Genomic DNA, 15,802 nt, shown 5'->3' with positions numbered 1-15,802 from the left:
GCGCGACCGGCACCGGCCCGGCGCCCGCTCACCGCCCCAGCGCCGCCGCCACCAACTCCGCGTTCGACCCCGCCCGTTCCCCGCCCGGCAGCACCAGCGTGTCCTCCAGGCCGATCCGCCGCCCGAGCCCGAGCCGCCCCGCGAGCGCGAGCACCGGCCAGGCGCCGCCCTCCTCGCCGTGCAGCAGCACCGGGCGGCCGTGCGCGTCGCCGATCCCCGCGAGCAGCGCCCGCGCCGACGCCTCGGCCGTCGCCGCGTCCTGGTCGGTGACCTCCGCGAGGACCCGCAGCACCCGGGGTCCGAGCGGCGACGCCGCGAACCGCTCCGCGCCGTCCGTGCCGGACCAGATGCCCGCCTCGACGCCCACGCCCCGTTCGAGGAGCGCCCGCGCCACGTCCTCCGCGCCCGGCTCGTGCCAGTTGACGGAGGCGTGGTCGGGCAGCACGGTCCAGGCCCGCACCCGTGCCGCGCGCGCCGCCGGGTCGGGCTCGGCCCAGGCGCCCGTGGTCACGCCGACGGGTACCGCGACGGCGGCGCGCAGCGCGTCCAGCGTCGCCGCGACCGCGCGTGGCGCCAAAGTGTCTTCCCCACAGGGGGACTTGGGGTGTACATGGACATCGAGTGCGCCGGCGGCGACCGCCTCGGCCGCAGATCGCGCCAGGGCTCCGGGCGACACCGGCACGGCCGCGCCGTCGTCCGCGCCACGGGCACCGTTCAGACATACCTGCATCGAGCCATCACAGCACGCCGTCACCGCTCACCAACAGCACACGCCAACACCACACGCCAACACCACACGGGGGACAGGATGAGTGTCGTCATTTGTTCGTTGAAATGGGAAGCAGCACGCGGCGGACGCCAGAAGATCACCTACGACAGCGACGGGTACCACCTCGTGCGCTTCCCGTACGAAGCCGGCGAGGAGCAGTACGACCCCTGGCGCATGCATGACCCGGCGCACGGCTTCACCGCTCCGTCGCGGTTCCCCGACGCCCGCTCGGGCCTGATCTGGCCGAGTCACGACGGGTGGGGCACGCTGTCGGCGATGGTCTTCTGGGAGCCGGACAACCGGCCGACGGAGTACCGCGCGCGGTTCGTGCGCGATCCGCTGAACCTGTCGACGGGCTACGACTCCACCGCGACCACGGACACCGTCCCCACTCGCGGCGGGCAGTACCGCTCGTACACCTGGCAGATGTTCGTGCACCCCGGGACCCCGGTGGGCCTGAAGATATCCGCGCGCGGCCCGGGCGACGTGAAGCTCGCCGCGCCGCTGATGCTGGCCGAGTTCAAGCTGGCCATCCACACGGACGTCGCCAGGCCCTGAGGGTCAGGGGCGGATCGGCGGCCCCGGGAGGGGTCCGCCCCGTGCGTGCTCCGTCGCTCTCACGCGGAGACCAGTGGGCGCGAGTGCCGCATCCGGGCGTGCCGCTCGGCCTCGGGCGAGAGGACGGGGGCGGGGACCACGATGCCGCAGCTCGTGCAGACGGGGCCCGACGACGGTTCGTGCGCCAGGCCGTAGCGCCATTCGAGGGCCGAGTCGCCGCACACGGGGCAGGCGGCGCCGGGCTCTCGCTCCAGGGCGTCGATGAGTTTGCGCAGCACGTCGGCGAGCGGCGCGGACGGGTGCACGCCGGGGTCGTCGCACCAGGCGACCCCACGGCCGCCCCAGGTGCAGCGGTGCCAGTCGTCGACGCTGCCGGGGCGGCGCAGGCCGTCGTGCTTCTCCCTGCGCCGACGGCGCGCGAAGCCCTCTTCGTAGGCGAGCCACACCGCGCGGGCCGCCTCCAGTTCGTCGAGCGCGGCCACGAGCCGCGCCGGGTCGGGTGAGCGGTCCTCGGGGCCGAACCCGGCGCGGGAACACAGGTGGTCCCAGGTCGCCCGGTGACCGTAAGGGGCGAATCTCTCCAGGCACTTGCGCAGTGAGTACCGCCGCAGTGCCAGATCGCTCTGCGGATCGCGCACCTGTCTCGCGAGACTCCGGAATCCGGCCATCGCCCTGCACCTCCGTCACACGTTCTCGGACGTCGCCCCGGGCCGAGGGATGTCGCCCTGGACCCGAGAGGCATCGAGTAGACGTATCGACTCACGTTTTGGTGCCATCCGATTTTCGATGGCTTCCATCAGCGCGTTCCCCGCAGGTCAGCGGAGATGCGTGTGGTGGTTGTGAAAAGGCGACGGTTGTTCACCTTTCAGGTTCGGCAACCCGACAGTAACCTCCGCCGCGACGGCCTTCCGCAGGACCCACAGGACCCCAAGGACCCCTAGGACCCCTAGGACCTGGAGGAGCACCTATGCGACGACGCACCGCACGGCTCAGAACCCTCACCATGTCAGCGGCCCTTGTCCTCGGGGCCGGTCTGCTGCTCGCCCCCGGACCCGGCGCCGCCGCGGCCGAACCCCCGCCGGTCACCGACTACTGCGGCGACCACTGCGCGGACATCCTGCCGCCCGGCGCGAACGGCAACGCGACCCTCGCCGAGATCCTCAGTCACCGCGTCTTCGGCACCCAGCCCGCCCACGCCGACGACCAGTTGGGCCCCTACGACGCCCTTGCGGCGGGCTATCCCTCGCTGACCGACGGCAAGCTCACCGAGTTCTTCAACGACGCCTCCTTCGGCGTCGAGCCCGACCAGGTGGCCTCCGTCACCAAGCCGCGGGACGACGTGACGATCACCCGCGACAAGAAGTACGGCATTCCGCACATCCAGGGCACCACCCGCTACGGCACCGAGTTCGGCGCGGGCTTCGCCGCGGGCCAGGACCGGCTGTGGCTCATCGATCTGTTCCGGCACATCGGCCGCGGCGAGCTGACCCCGTTCGCGGGCGGCGCCCCCGCCAACCAGGGCCTGGAGCAGCAGTTCTGGCCGCAGGCCCCGTACACGGAAGCGGACCTGCAGCGGCAGGTCGACTACATCCGCTCCACGCAGGGCGAGCGCGGCCGGCGGGCCATGGAGGACGCGCAGGCGTACGTCGACGGGCTCAACGCGTACCGCGTGAAGGCCAAGGACGGGCGGTACTTCCCCGGTGAGTACGTCCTCACCGGCAAGATCGACGCGATCACGAACGTCGGCGAGATCCAGCCCTTCAAGATCACCGACATGATCGCGCTCGCCTCCGTGGTGGGCGGTCTGTTCGGCAACGGCGGCGGGGGAGAGGTCGAGTCGGCGCTCTCGCTGCTCGCGGCACAGCAGAAGTACGGCGTCGAGAAGGGCACCGAGGTCTGGGAGAAGTTCCGCGGCCGCAACGACCCCGAGACCGTCCAGACCCTCCACGACGGCAGCAGCTTCCCGTACGCGGGCAAGCCCGAGAAGGCGCGCGGCACCGCCCTGCCGGACCCGGGCTCCGTGGAGCGCGAACAACTCGTCCACGACCGCGAGGGCGGCGCCAGGGCCACGGCCAAGAACCCGGCGAAGGCGCCGAAGGACCCGGTCAAGGCCCCGAAGAAGCTGAAGCCGCTCCAGGGCATGTACGACAAGGGCGTCCTGCCGTCCGACCTGTTCGGGTCGGCCGGCAACCCCGCCCACGGCAAGGGCATGTCGAACGCCCTGCTGGTCTCGGGCAAGCACACCGCGAGCGGCAACCCCGTCGCCGTCTTCGGCCCCCAGACCGGCTACTTCGCGCCCCAGCTCCTGATGCAGCAGGAACTCCAGGGCCCCGGCATCAGCGCGCGCGGCGTCTCCTTCGCGGGCGTCGGCATGTACGTCCAGCTCGGCCGCGGCCAGGACTACGCGTGGTCGGCGACGTCCGCGGGCCAGGACATCACGGACACGTACGCCGTCGAACTGTGCGCACCCGGCGGCGGCACCCCCGGGAAGGACGCGACCCACTACCTCTACCGGGGCACCTGCACCCCGATGGACAAGCTGGAGCGCAAGAACGCCTGGAAGCCGACCGTCGCCGACTCCACCGCGGCGGGCTCCTACCGCATGCAGGTCTTCCGCACGAACTACGGCATCGTCACGCACCGCGCGACGGTCGACGGCAAGCCCGTGGCGTACGTCTCGCTGCGCTCCACCTACCGGCACGAGGCCGACTCGATCATCGGCTTCCAGATGCTCAACGACCCGTCGTACGTGAAGGACGCCGCGACCTTCCAGAAGGCGGCTCAGCACATCTCCTACGCCTTCAACTGGTTCTACTCCGACTCGCGCGACATCGCGTACTACAACAGCGGCGCCAACCCCCGGCGTGCCGCCGACATCGACCCGTCCTTCCCGGTGAAGGCCCAACAGGACTACGAATGGCGGGACTTCGACCCGGCGAACAACACCTCGTCGCAGACGCCGGCCGCCGAGCACCCGCATTCGGTCAACCAGGACTACTACATCTCCTGGAACAACAAACAGGCCAAGGACTTCAGCGCGGCCGGCTTCGGCATGAGCGCCGTGCACCGCGGCGACCTGCTCGACGACCGGGTCAAGAAGCTCACCGAGGAGGGCGGCGTCACCCGGGCCTCGCTCACCCGGGCCATGGCGGAGGCCGCCGTCACCGATCTGCGCGGCGAACAGGTCCTTCCCGAGCTCCTGAAGGTCATCCGCAGCAAGGCCGTGGACGACCCGCGCCTGGCCCAGGCCGTGCAGCAACTGGAGGCCTGGCGCAAGGCGGGCTCACAGCGCAAGGAGACCGCGCAGGGCTCACACGCCTACGCGCACCCCGACGCCGTACGGATCATGGACGCCTGGTGGCCGCAACTCGTCGAGGCCGTGTTCAAGCCCGGCCTCGGTGACGGTCTCTACGCCGCGCTGACCTCGCAGCTCGGCGTGGACGAGGCACCGTCGGCCGGGCACGGGCCGACCGGGGCGCACGCGGGGTCGGCCTTCCAGTACGGCTGGTGGGGCTATGCCGACAAGGACCTGCGGACCGTGCTCGGGGAGCCGGTCGAGGGCTGGACGAAGGAGGCGTACTGCGGGAACGGCAAGCTCGACGCGTGCCGCGACGCGCTCCTGAAGAGCCTGGAGCGTGCCGTCGCCAAACCGGCGTCAGAGGTCTACCCCGGTGACGCGAGCTGCAAGGCGGGCGAGCAGTGGTGCGCGGACGCCGTGATCCACCGGGCCGTCGGCGGCATCACGCACCGCGCCGTCCAGTGGCAGAACCGGCCGACCTACCAGCAGGTGGTGGAGTTCCCCCGGCACCGGTGACCGGCGTGGGGCGGGGATCACTCCGGTCGGACAGGGCGCTTCGGGCCCTGTCCGACCGACGGGGTGAACTCCCCGGTCAGGCGAGGGCGATCCGTCCGGCGTCGTACACCGCATGGGCCAGTTCGGCATGGCAGATGTCGCTGTGCGCGCCGTTGGGCGGGCCGCCCCGCCGCACCACGGCCGCCGCGTCCACGCTCACGCACCCCCGGGCCGGAAGGACCCCGCCGAGCGCCACCCGCTTCGCACCGTCGACGGCCTTGAACCCGTCGAACCCGATGGCGCCGTAGCGCTCCCACAGGTTGAGGAAACTCGCGGAGTCACCGGCGAGCTTGGAGGCGAGCGGATAGAGCTTGCCGAGCGCGTCGTCATGGCGCGAGAAACAGCACACCAGCGGCCCGTCGACCCGCCGCTCCACCCCGGCGAGCGCCCCGCCGCGCGAGCGGTCGTGGGGCAGCCGGGGACTGAACGCGTAGTGCGAGAAGGCTCCTTGGAGCAGTGTGGCGGACTTCACGCAGCGCGCCCCGGCGGGCATGCCGCGCAGCCCGTACGAGATCATGCGGGCCCCGAAGCTGTGCCCGATCAGATGGACGCGCAGGCCCGGCACGTCACCCGCGAGCAGACCGAGGGCGGGGCCGAGACCCAGCTGCCCGATGGCGCCGGCCCGGCGCTTCATCGCGTAGTACGTGCCCTGCCGCAGCAGTTCCTTCGCACCGCGCCACAGTCGCTTGCGCACCCCGTCGAGGAACGGCGCGCCGCGGGCGTCCTCCAGCATGGCCAGGAAGATCTCGCAGACCTCGACGGCGTCGTCGGTGAGCATCGCGGGCTCGCCCGTGCCGAGGTCGTCGGCGAACTCGTGCGCCGGACTGGTGTCGCGCACCGCGACCAGATCGCGGACGAGTCGCGCGAACTCGTCCAGGCGGGAGCGGACTTCGGCGCGCTCCTGGAGCAGCCCCGCGAGCCGGTTCAGCCGGGCCTCCTGCTCGGGCCCCGGGAAGGTGCGGGACAGGAGGTCGCGGGTGGCCCGGTCGAGGGCCGGGTCGCCGGGCGCGGCGGGGGTGGCGGACGGCGGCCCGGGTGCGGCCGCGGCCTGCCCCGCGGACGGCTCGAAGTCCGGGATCGGCTCGTCGGGGAAGCGGATCGAGGGCCACAGGACACCGGCGTAGCCGAGGCGCACCCCGGCCGCGGCGAGCTGCTCGAACGGGGCGAAGAAGCGCTGGTACAGCCGCCGGGCCAGCCGCCGGTCGTTGTTCCAGCCGTGCGCGAACACCAGCAGGTCGGTGAGGCGTTCGCGTTCCGCGCCCGACAGGAGCCGGTCGCGCTGCGCTGCGTCGACGTCTCCGTCGGCGTCGAAGGTCAATTCCCAGTAGGGCTCCACGACCGCATGGTCCTGCCGGTCGGCGCTCATGGCCAGATGTCGCGCGGGAACACGCGCGAACACGCGGGAGCCGGTGCCGTCCCCCGGGCGGCGGCACCGGCTCCCACGTGGGTCCGCGGGGCTCTGGTCAGTACGGCACGCGCTCGCCGGGGTGGGCGGGTGCGCCGTAGGGCACGGCGGCGGGCGGCGGCGTCTTCTGGTCGCGGGCGTAGCGGTTGGTGGCCGGGAGCCAGCAGCACACGACGGCCACGAGCACCGTGAGCAGCGCCACGAAGCTGAACGCCATGACGGATTCGGGTTCGTAGTCACCCAAGATGAGGACATGGGGGAACAAGGCCACGACGCCCGAAATGGTAATGAATACACGCGCCCAAGTGGCCGCCTTCTTGCGGACACAGAGCGTGAATACCAGCAGGCACGCAGCGGTGAAAATGGCGAATCCGGCGCGGGCTGCGAGCGCCCCCGCACGGTCACTGACGAGCTCGTCCCAGATGGGCCCCGAGAGCGACTTGATGTCGGCCGCTGTCGTATTCGACGGCAGTCCCACGACGTCCGGATGGTCGTCGATGACGTCCCTGATGTTCTCGTCGGCCATGTCATTGCCGCCGGCGAAGACGAGCACCGCGCCGACGATTGCGGACACCGCGGATATGGCAGAGGTCCAGACCAGAGTGGTCAGGGTGCCGGGCCGCCGGGCCGCGCGGCGGGGACCGACCGGCGCGGGCGCGACCTGGTATTGACTCACGGGTGCGACTCTCCTCGGGGAGATGAAGGTTCGAGTGGGATTGGCTCGACCATTCCATGGGCACCACGAACACAGCCAGCATTTTCTGGAAGAAATCCCCAGATAATCTGGGGTGATCGAGGGATCAGTTTCCGCGGCGGTTATGCTGCAATGCCGTAAAACTCAAAGGGAGTTGGAGAGAGTAAGTTCGCATGGCCTTAAACGGTCCCACGCAGTACCCCGCGGAACTGCTGGACACCACGATGGATCAGCTTCGGACGCTGCTCGCCGTGCACGAGACCGGCACGGCGCTCGCCGCGGCGCGCCAGCTCGGCCGGGAGCAGTCCAGCGTGCAGAAGCAACTGGACACGATGAACCGCACGTTCGGCGCGCTGTGCGGTGAGGCGCTCGTGCTCAAGCGGGGTCGCGGGAAGGACGTCCTGTTCACCGCCACCGGCGAGCATCTGGTCGCGCTCGCGCGCTCCACGCTGTCCGCGTGGTCGGACGGCATCCACGACGCGCGCCGCCGCCTCGGCCGCACTCTCTCGGTCGGCTCGACCCGCTACACCCTCGGCTTCCTCCTGGACGCCGTGGAGCGCGTCAGCGACGCCTACGAACGCCGCGGCGTCGACCTGAAGGTCACCCACGTCCGCACCGGCGACCTCTTCGCCCGGCTGCGGTCCAAGGAACTCGACCTGGTCTGCGGCAGCATCGTCGTCACGGAGGGCCAGGAGGCCGAGCTGGAGCCGTACGAGATCGTGGAGTGGCGGCGCAGCGGCCTGTCGATCCTCACGAACCTGCCGCCGGAGAAGCTGCCCGGCGGCTCGGTCGACGCGAGCGAACTGCCGGGCCTGCCCCTGGTGGTCTCCGCGGGCGGCCTCATCGCCCGCTTCCTGACCGCCTGGTACGGCGCCGACTTCCGCAAGGAGATGTCCATCGCCGCCGAGATCGAGGCCGCCCACTACGGCTTCGAACTGCTGCGGTCCGGCGTGGTCAGCGGGGCGATGCTCGTCACCCGCGGCATCGCGGAGGCCGCCGAGTCCGGCAGCCTCCCCGAGGCCGGGGGCCTGCGTCGCCTCGATGTCATCGGTGACGTCGGGCCGCGCACCGAGGTCCTCGTCGGCGTCTTCACCCGGCGCGGCGACCGCGCGTCGTACGACGCGAACCATCCGCTGAACCTGCTCTGGGACGCCCTGGCGAAGGACAACGGACGCTGGTGGCTCAGCAGTTGACCGGCCGGGCCGCCGCTCGCGCCGCCGGCGGGGCTACTGCGGCCGGTGGGCGGCCGTGGTCCGGTGCAGGTGGATGAGGATGTCGTGGTTCGCGCCGAGCCTGATCTCGTGGGGACCGTCGGGGTAGGCGGTGCCGATGCTGCGGGTCGGGCGGGGCTTGTCCAGCCACTTGCGCGCGGCGGCGGGCGCGTTCCGCATGTCCACGTAGTAGTCGTCGTACGACACCTTGTCGAGGGTGTGTTCGTTCATGCCGGGCCCGGCGGGGCCCACGGTCCGCGGCTTCCACTTCGTGTCCTGGGTGCCGGTCGCCATGAAAGAGCCCCGGTCGAAGGTGAAGCCGACGCTGCGGTACTTCGAGCCGAGCGCGTCCCGCAGGAAGGCGCCCTGCATCTTCGGGTAGTTGGCGTCGCGTGACTCGTACCCGACGTGGGCGTTGTGCGCCGACACGAGCACCTTGCCCCCGGTCTGCCGCTGCCACCACACCGTGTTCTCCGCCATGATCCGGTCGCGGTACCGCATCGCCCCGCGGATCCCGGCGGGTGTGTCGGTGTCGAAGGCGTAGATGTCCGAGGTCTGCGCGATGGAGCGGGCGTGCTGCAGGGTCCACGTGAACTTCGTGCCCCCGTGCTCCGGCCGGATGCCCTTGACCAGCTTGTACGCCGCCCGCGCCTGCTTCGCGAGCCGGGCGCGCTCGGCCTGGGGCAGGGCCAGGTGGGCGTCCCCGTCCGTGACCTCGCGCAGCGGCGCGTACAGGGTCTTGATCCGGTCGAGCCGGTCGGGGGCGTGGCGGCGCACGTAGTCGGTCACGGCGTCGTACAGCTCGACGCCCATCTCGGGGTTGTTGAGGTCGTTGCCCATGAAGCGCACCTGACGGTCCGGGTGCTTTTTGTTGTACTGGCGCATCCAGGTGAGCAGCTCGATGTACTCCTCGTTGTACCAGGGGCCCTTCGACAGCTCCTGGCGGACCAGCTCGCGCACGTCGCCCGGGCCGCCGCGCACATAGGCGTCGAAGCGCAGCCCCGTGGTCCAGCTGCCTTCCAGGGCGAAGGTCCGAAAGCCCTTCTCCTGGACGAGATAGCGGAACATCCGGTCCTTCATGGTGAAGAACTCGTGCGTGCCGTGGGTGGCTTCGCCGAGGCCCACCACCTTGGCGTCGCCCACCATCCGGCCGAGCGGCCGCAGGTCCTTCGTCGAGCCGCCGGGCCCCGTGGCGCGCAGGGGGTGCGCGGCGCTCTCGATGGCCCGCACCGGGCTGTCCGGGCGCGGGGCCGCCGAGGCGGCGACGGGGGCGAGCAGGGCCCCGGTCCCGACCGCCGTGACCAGCATCAGAGAGGCCCGCGATGAGGCGGTCCGTGCCATGTTCTTCCTCCTGGGAATCGTGTTCCGTACGAAGATCACGATCCCGTGCGCAGGCCCGCGCGACCATCCTGGAGGCACCCCGTCCGGTGGTGGGGTCTGCTCCACCAGGAGCCGGGGAGACGCCGGCACCGAAGACCCCCTTTCGGCACAACATACCGACTGGTTAGTCTGCGAGGGAGAACGTGATCGACCAGCACCACGTGATCGACCCGCACGCGGTCGACACGAGGGTGACCGAGGCCGAAGGAGACCACCCGTGGAGAGCCTGCAGGGCAAGGGAGTCGTCGTCACCGGCGCGGGCGGCGGGATCGGGGCCGCGCTGGCCCGCCGCTTCGCCGCCGCCGGGGCCCGCGTCGTCGTCAACGACCTGGACGCGGGCAGGGCGGCGGAGGTGGCCGCCGAGGTGGGCGGCGTCGCGCTGCCCGGCGACGCCTCCGCGGTCGTCGCCGACGCCCTCGCCGCGCTCGACGGCACCGTCGACGTGTACTGCGCCAACGCGGGACTGGCCTCCGGCGGCACCGAGGCCGCGGCCGAGCGGGTGTGGGCCGACGCCTGGGACGTGAACGTGATGGCGCACGTCCGGGCCGCGCACGCGCTGATCCCCGGCTGGCTGGAGCGGGGCGAGGGACGGTTCGTGTCGACGGTGTCGGCGGCCGGGCTGCTCACGATGGTGGGCGCCGCGCCGTACAGCGTCACCAAGCACGGCGCGTACGCCTTCGCCGAATGGCTGTCCCTGACCTACCGTCACCGCGGCGTCAAGGTCCACGCGATCTGCCCGCAGGGCGTGCGCACGGACATGCTCACCGCCGCGGGCTCCGCCGGTGAACTCGTCCTCGCGCCCACCGCGATCGAGCCCGACGACGTCGCCGACGCGCTGTTCACCGGCATGGCCGAGGACCGCTTCCTGATCCTGCCGCACCCCGAGGTCGCCGGGTACTACCAGGCGCGGGCCGCGACCCCCGACAAGTGGCTGACGAGCATGAACCACATCCAGCAGAAGTGGGAGGCGTCCGAGCGCTGAGCGGACCCCAGGGCCGCCTTTGCGGAGAAGTACCCCCGTGCGGTGGAGGTCCTGGAGAAGCCGCCGAACACCGCGAATGGGAAGATCCTCCGGCGGGAACCGCGTTCCCGTCCATGAAGACCCGCGGTGGATCGCGGCGGGACGCCTGGAAGACCAGAACAGCATGCAACGGAAGGCAGGTGGCGGCAGTGGCCAGAACGACGGACGGTGACGGTACGCCCGTCCCGCAGAGGCTGCTCGCCGCCGCCACCCGGCTCTTCGCCGACCGCGGCTACGACCGTACGTCCGTGCAGGAGATCGTCGAGGCGGCGGGCGTCACCAAGGGCGCCCTCTACCACTACTTCGGGTCCAAGGACGACCTGCTGCACGAGGTGTACGCGCGGATGCTGCGGGTGCAGCAGGAGCGGCTCGACGCGTTCGCCGACGCGGACGAGCCGGTGGAGCGGCGGCTGCGGGACGCGGCGGCCGACGTCGTCGTCACCACCATCGCCCACCTCGACGACGCCTCGATCTTCTTCCGGTCGATGCACCACCTCAGCCCCGAGAAGCACAAACAGGTACGGGCGGAGCGGCGCCGCTACCACGAGCGGTTCCGGGCGCTGATCGAGGAGGGCCAGGAGTCCGGGGTCTTCTCCACGGCGACCCCCGCCGACCTGGTCGTGGACTACCACTTCGGCTCCGTCCACCACCTGTCGACGTGGTACCGCCCGGACGGACCCCTGACCCCGCAGCAGGTCGCGGACCACTTGGCGGACCTGCTGCTGCGGGCGCTGCGGCCGTAGGGCCCGAGGGCGGGCCGGGTGCGGGGCGGCGGGCGGTCGGCCCGCCACCCCGCACCGGAAGCAGAGGCGCCGCTCCGCGCGCCGGAGCCAGACGTACCGCTCCGCGCGCCGGAGTCAGAGGTACCGCTTCAACTCCCGCCGCGCCAACGACCGCTGGTGCACCTCGTCCGGCCCGTCGGCGAGGCGCAGCGTGCGCGCCGCCGCCCACAGCTCCGCCAGCGGGAAGTCCTGGCTCACGCCGCCCGCGCCGTGCAGCTGGACGGCCCGGTCGAGGATGTCCACGACGGTCCGGGGCGTGGCGATCTTGATGGCCTGGATCTCGGTGTGCGCGCCCTTGTTGCCCACCGTGTCCATCAGCCAGGCCGTCTTCAGGACAAGCAGCCGCACCTGCTCCACGGCGACCCGCGCGTCCGCGATCCACTCCTGGACCACACCCTGCTGGGCCAGCGGCTTGCCGAACGCGGTGCGGTCCACGGCCCGGCGGCACATCAGCTCGATGGCGCGCTCGGCCATGCCGATCAGGCGCATGCAGTGGTGGATGCGGCCGGGCCCGAGCCGCGCCTGGGCGATGGCGAAGCCGCCGCCCTCCTCCCCGACGAGGTTGGCCACGGGCACCCGGGCCCCGTCGAAGACCACCTCCGCGTGGCCGCCGTGGGAGTGGTCCTCGTAGCCGTACACCCGCATGGCGCGGCGCACTTCGACACCGGGGGTGTCACGGGGTACGAGCACCATCGACTGCTGGCGGCGGATGTCCGCGCCGTCCGGGTCGGTCTTGCCCATGACGATGAAGACCTTGCAGTCGGGGTTCATCGCCCCGGAGATGTACCACTTGCGGCCGGTGATGACGTACTCGGCTCCGCTCGAGCGGGAGGTGCCCCCCTCGTCCCGCCGGATGTGCGTGGTGATGTTCGTGGCGTCCGACGAGGCCACCTCGGGCTCCGTCATGGCGAACGCCGAGCGGATCTCGCCCGCGAGCAGCGGCTCCAGCCACTGCTTCCTCTGTTCGTCCGAGCCGAACTGGGCGAGCACCTCCATGTTGCCGGTGTCCGGCGCCGCGCAGTTGAGGGCGGTCGGCGCCAGGTGTGGGCTGCGGCCGGTGATCTCGGCGAGCGGCGCGTACTGGAGGTTGGTCAGGCCCGCCCCGTACTCGGCATCGGGCAGGAAGAGGTTCCACAGTCCCTGGCGGCGCGCCTCGGCCTTCAGCTCCCCGACGACGGCGGGCGTGTCCCACGGCGAGGCGAGGGCGGCGCGCTGCTCCTCGGCCACCGGCTCGGCGGGCAGGACGTGCTCGTCCATGAAGGCGAGCAGGCGGCCGCGGAGCTCCTCGGTGCGGGCGTCGTATGCGAAGTGCATGGTGGTGTCCGGGTCCTCTCAGGCTTCCGACGGGTCAGGCTTCCGACAGGGGGTCAGGCCGTGTTCTCCGACAGGGTGGTCAGGCCGTGTTCGATGAAGACGGGCACGAGGTCGCCGATGCGGTCGAAGCCCGCGCCGACCGTCTGGCCGAGGGTGTAGCGGTAGTGGATGCCCTCCAGGATCACGGCGAGCTTGAACCAGGCGAACGCCGTGTACCAGGCGACGGCGGAGACGTCCCGGCCGGAGCGGGCGGCGTAGCGCTCGATCAGCTCGGCCGGGTCGGGATGGCCGGGGGCGCCCGCCGTGGTGCTGACGGGGGATTCGGGCACTTCGAGGCGCACGCTGTACATCACGAGCAGGCCGAGGTCGGTGAGCGGGTCACCGAGGGTGGACATCTCCCAGTCGAGGACGGCGGCGATCCGGTCGGTGTCGCCCGAGGTGTCGAGGAGGACGTTGTCCAGGCGGTAGTCGCCGTGCACCACGGCGGGCGCGGGGGAGGTGGGCAGCGACCGGCCGAGGGCCGCGTGGAGTTCCTCGACGCCGGGCAGCTCACGCCCGCGGGAGGCGTCCAACTGCTTGCCCCAGCGCCGCAGTTGCCGGTCCAGGAAGCCCTCGGGCCGCCCGAAGTCCCCGAGCCCGACCGCCTCGGGGTCCACGGCGTGCAGGTCCACCAGGGTGTCGACGAGGCCGAGCACGGCGGCGCGGGTGCGCTCCGGGCCGAGCGGCGCGAGCTGCTCCGCCGTGCGGTAGGGCGTGCCCGCCACGAACTCCATCACGTAGAACGGGGCGCCGAGCACCTCCTCGTCCTCGCACAGCAGCACCGGCCGCGGCACCGGCACGTCCGTGGTGTGCAGGGCGCTGATCACCCGGTGCTCGCGCCGCATGTCGTGCGCGGTGGCGAGGACGTGGCCGAGCGGCGGGCGCCGCACCACCCAGCGCGTCGTCCCGTCCGTCACGGCGTACGTGAGGTTCGACCGGCCGCCCTCGATCAGCCGGGCCGTGAGCGGGCCCGCGGCGAGCAGGCCCGGTCGTGCGCGGTCGAGGTGGCCGCGCAGCCGGTCGAGGTCGAGGCCGGGCGGGCCGAGGGGACGGTCTGGGCTCATGGGCGAATCGCTCCTGATCAGATACGACGGGCGGCGGACGGTGGTCGGTGGTGCCAACACGCTGCCGTTCATGATGCCGACCAGTCGGTATGTCGTCCAGGGGGTCCGGCCCGAACGTGATCAGGATCGCGGGTGCCAAGGGGCGGGCGCCCGGTCGGGGAAGGGGTGACCGGGCGCCCTGGGAGGAGGGCTCAGTGGCATTGAGGGGGCTGAAGAGGTTGAAGAGGCTGAAGAGGGGGTCAGTGGCCTGGCGGGGCGTTCAGTGGTCGTCCCAGTGGCCGCTGTGCGCGGCGTGCCGGTGCCCGTCGTGGACGTAGTCGACGTGGTCGCCGTGCAGCACCGCCTCGTGCCCGCAGCCCTCGCCGTGCTGGTGGTCGTGGCCCTCGTGGGTGACGTGCGCGCTCGGCTCGCACTCGTCGTAGTGGCCGTCGTGCGCGGTGTGCAGATGGCCGTTGTGGGCGTAGTCGACGTGGTCGCCGTGCGGCACCGCCTGGTGTCCGCAGTCCGGGCCGTGGGTGTGGTCGTGGGCCGCGTGTTCCTGGTGGAGCGTGGTCATGACGTACGCCTTCCGTGCGGGAGGTGTCCCTGTCGGCGGTGCCGGGTGACTCTCTCAGGCTAGTCCTCGATGCCTGTTTGATCCCGTTGTGAAACCTTTTCACTACTTCCACGACTTCGTGAGGCGACCCGATGAAAGCGATCAGCTACCGCGCGTACGGCGGGCCCGACGTCCTCGAGTACGGCGATGTGCGCGACCCGAAGGTCGGCCCCGACACCGTGCTGGTCAAGGTGCGGGCCGCGGCCTTGAACCCCGTCGACTACAAGTGCCGCGAGGGGTACCTGGACGCCGCCCTGGACACCGTCTTCCCGGTGATCCCCGCCTGGGACGTGGCGGGTGTGGTGGTCCAGCCGGGGGTCGCCGCCCCGGAGTTCGCCGTCGGCGACGAGGTCATCGGTTACGTACGCGAGGACTTCCTCTCGCGCGGCACCCTCGCCGAGTACGTGGCGGCCCCCGTGCGCACCCTCGCGCGCAAGCCGCGCAACCTCACCTTCGAGGAAGCCGCGGGCCTGCCCCTGGCCGGGCTCACCGCCTACCAGGTGATCAACAAGGCCCTGTCCGTCACCGACGGCGACGTCGTGCTCGTGCACGCGGCCGCGGGCGGCGTCGGCACCTTCGCCGTGCAGCTCGCCCGGCACGCGGGCGCCCGCGTGATCGGCACCGCGAGCGAACGCAACCACGACTACCTGCGCGGGCTTGGCGCGGAACCGGTCGTGTACGGCGACGGCCTCGCCGAGCGGGTACGCGCCCTCGCCCCCCAGGGTGTCGACGCGGCCTTCGACACCATCGGCGGCGACACCCTGAAACTCTCCGCGGACCTCCTCGCCCCCGGCGGCCGCCTCGCCTCCATCGCCGACGGCTCCGTCATCGCCCTCGGCGGCCGGTACTGCTTCGTCCGCCCCGACGCCGCCGACCTGACCCGCCTCACCGAACTCGTCGAACAGGACGTCCTCACCGCCCACGTCCAGGAGACGTTCCCCTTGGAACGAGCGGCGGACGCGTTCCGGCTCCTCGAGGAGGGGCGGACGCGGGGGAAGATCGTGGTACGGGTGGACTGGGCGGAGGAGGGCGGGCAGTAGGGGGACCGGTTCTGAGCGACCGGGGTGGACGTTCCCCCCGGAGGCCCGGAGGCCCGGAGGCCCGGAGGCCCGGAGGC

The 15,802-nt window shown here is 71.8% G+C and carries 14 protein-coding genes; 6 read left to right on the top strand and 8 right to left on the bottom strand.

What is annotated here, in order from left to right; genetic code table 11:
* Window positions 1-28: 28 nt before the first annotated feature.
* Window positions 29-730, bottom strand: coding sequence for a 3-keto-5-aminohexanoate cleavage protein (locus tag ACZ6BG_RS26880; RefSeq protein ID WP_469005941.1), 702 nt, complete (start codon window positions 728-730; stop codon window positions 29-31).
* 78 nt (window positions 731-808) lie between these two features.
* Between ACZ6BG_RS26880 and ACZ6BG_RS26875 the strand changes: the two genes are divergently transcribed.
* Window positions 809-1,327, top strand: coding sequence for a hypothetical protein (locus ACZ6BG_RS26875; protein WP_469005938.1), 519 nt, complete (start codon window positions 809-811; stop codon window positions 1,325-1,327).
* 59 nt (window positions 1,328-1,386) lie between these two features.
* Here the strand turns inward: ACZ6BG_RS26875 and ACZ6BG_RS26870 are convergent, their stop codons facing one another.
* A complete protein-coding gene (locus ACZ6BG_RS26870) occupies window positions 1,387-1,995 on the bottom strand; it encodes a hypothetical protein (protein ID WP_469005936.1) in 609 nt (202 codons plus the stop codon).
* 299 nt (window positions 1,996-2,294) lie between these two features.
* Between ACZ6BG_RS26870 and ACZ6BG_RS26865 the strand changes: the two genes are divergently transcribed.
* Window positions 2,295-5,141 carry a penicillin acylase family protein gene (locus ACZ6BG_RS26865; RefSeq protein WP_469005933.1) on the top strand — a complete coding sequence of 949 codons (2,847 nt, stop codon included), beginning with the start codon at window positions 2,295-2,297 and terminating at the stop codon, window positions 5,139-5,141.
* A 76-nt stretch (window positions 5,142-5,217) separates the two neighbouring features.
* Here ACZ6BG_RS26865 and ACZ6BG_RS26860 read toward each other — a convergent pair whose 3' ends face one another.
* Window positions 5,218-6,546, bottom strand: coding sequence for a serine-threonine protein kinase (locus ACZ6BG_RS26860; protein ID WP_469005931.1), 1,329 nt, complete (start codon window positions 6,544-6,546; stop codon window positions 5,218-5,220).
* Between the two features lie 97 nt (window positions 6,547-6,643).
* Window positions 6,644-7,261 (bottom strand): hypothetical protein, encoded by a 618-nt coding sequence (locus ACZ6BG_RS26855; RefSeq protein ID WP_469005928.1) that lies wholly within the window; start codon window positions 7,259-7,261, stop codon window positions 6,644-6,646.
* Between the two features lie 191 nt (window positions 7,262-7,452).
* On the opposite strand from ACZ6BG_RS26855, the gene ACZ6BG_RS26850 reads away from it, so the two are divergent.
* Window positions 7,453-8,472, top strand: a complete 1,020-nt coding sequence (locus ACZ6BG_RS26850) for a LysR family transcriptional regulator (protein WP_469005926.1) — start codon at window positions 7,453-7,455, stop codon at window positions 8,470-8,472.
* Between the two features lie 33 nt (window positions 8,473-8,505).
* On the opposite strand, the gene ACZ6BG_RS26845 is transcribed toward ACZ6BG_RS26850, so the two are convergent.
* Window positions 8,506-9,831: an erythromycin esterase family protein gene (locus ACZ6BG_RS26845; protein ID WP_469005924.1), complete on the bottom strand. Its 1,326-nt coding sequence runs from the start codon at window positions 9,829-9,831 to the stop codon at window positions 8,506-8,508.
* Window positions 9,832-10,087: 256 nt separating this feature from the next.
* Between ACZ6BG_RS26845 and ACZ6BG_RS26840 the strand changes: the two genes are divergently transcribed.
* Complete coding sequence (locus ACZ6BG_RS26840; protein ID WP_469005922.1) at window positions 10,088-10,852, top strand: SDR family oxidoreductase; 765 nt, start codon at window positions 10,088-10,090, stop codon at window positions 10,850-10,852.
* A gap of 188 nt (window positions 10,853-11,040) precedes the next feature.
* A complete protein-coding gene (locus ACZ6BG_RS26835) occupies window positions 11,041-11,634 on the top strand; it encodes a TetR/AcrR family transcriptional regulator (RefSeq protein WP_469005919.1) in 594 nt (197 codons plus the stop codon).
* 114 nt (window positions 11,635-11,748) lie between these two features.
* Here ACZ6BG_RS26835 and ACZ6BG_RS26830 read toward each other — a convergent pair whose 3' ends face one another.
* The 3 genes from ACZ6BG_RS26830 to ACZ6BG_RS26820 form a co-directional block, all read right to left on the bottom strand.
* Window positions 11,749-12,987: an acyl-CoA dehydrogenase family protein gene (locus ACZ6BG_RS26830; RefSeq protein ID WP_469005917.1), complete on the bottom strand. Its 1,239-nt coding sequence runs from the start codon at window positions 12,985-12,987 to the stop codon at window positions 11,749-11,751.
* 53 nt (window positions 12,988-13,040) lie between these two features.
* Window positions 13,041-14,090, bottom strand: coding sequence for a phosphotransferase family protein (locus tag ACZ6BG_RS26825; RefSeq protein ID WP_469005915.1), 1,050 nt, complete (start codon window positions 14,088-14,090; stop codon window positions 13,041-13,043).
* 259 nt (window positions 14,091-14,349) lie between these two features.
* Entirely contained in the window at window positions 14,350-14,646 is a 297-nt protein-coding gene (locus ACZ6BG_RS26820) for a hypothetical protein (protein WP_469005913.1), read from the bottom strand.
* A gap of 131 nt (window positions 14,647-14,777) precedes the next feature.
* Between ACZ6BG_RS26820 and ACZ6BG_RS26815 the strand changes: the two genes are divergently transcribed.
* Window positions 14,778-15,725: an NADP-dependent oxidoreductase gene (locus tag ACZ6BG_RS26815; protein ID WP_469005911.1), complete on the top strand. Its 948-nt coding sequence runs from the start codon at window positions 14,778-14,780 to the stop codon at window positions 15,723-15,725.
* Window positions 15,726-15,802: the final 77 nt, after the last annotated feature.

This window comes from Streptomyces sp. NPDC041205, assembly GCF_055591765.1.
Note: the sequence above shows the minus strand (reverse complement) of the source record. Positions and strands in the feature narration are given on the sequence as shown.

Excerpts from the sequence above, each read along its gene's own strand:
- ACZ6BG_RS26845 (WP_469005924.1), bottom strand. The coding sequence starts at position 9,831 with ATGGCACGGACCGCCTCATCGCGGGCCTCTCTGATGCTGGTCACGGCG.
- ACZ6BG_RS26820 (WP_469005913.1), bottom strand. The coding sequence starts at position 14,646 with ATGACCACGCTCCACCAGGAACACGCGGCCCACGACCACACCCACGGC.
- ACZ6BG_RS26860 (WP_469005931.1), bottom strand. The coding sequence starts at position 6,546 with ATGAGCGCCGACCGGCAGGACCATGCGGTCGTGGAGCCCTACTGGGAA.
- ACZ6BG_RS26875 (WP_469005938.1), top strand. The coding sequence starts at position 809 with ATGAGTGTCGTCATTTGTTCGTTGAAATGGGAAGCAGCACGCGGCGGA.
- ACZ6BG_RS26815 (WP_469005911.1), top strand. The coding sequence starts at position 14,778 with ATGAAAGCGATCAGCTACCGCGCGTACGGCGGGCCCGACGTCCTCGAG.
- ACZ6BG_RS26870 (WP_469005936.1), bottom strand. The coding sequence starts at position 1,995 with ATGGCCGGATTCCGGAGTCTCGCGAGACAGGTGCGCGATCCGCAGAGC.
- ACZ6BG_RS26850 (WP_469005926.1), top strand. The coding sequence starts at position 7,453 with ATGGCCTTAAACGGTCCCACGCAGTACCCCGCGGAACTGCTGGACACC.
- ACZ6BG_RS26825 (WP_469005915.1), bottom strand. The coding sequence starts at position 14,090 with ATGAGCCCAGACCGTCCCCTCGGCCCGCCCGGCCTCGACCTCGACCGG.
- ACZ6BG_RS26865 (WP_469005933.1), top strand. The coding sequence starts at position 2,295 with ATGCGACGACGCACCGCACGGCTCAGAACCCTCACCATGTCAGCGGCC.
- ACZ6BG_RS26880 (WP_469005941.1), bottom strand. The coding sequence starts at position 730 with ATGCAGGTATGTCTGAACGGTGCCCGTGGCGCGGACGACGGCGCGGCC.
- ACZ6BG_RS26830 (WP_469005917.1), bottom strand. The coding sequence starts at position 12,987 with ATGCACTTCGCATACGACGCCCGCACCGAGGAGCTCCGCGGCCGCCTG.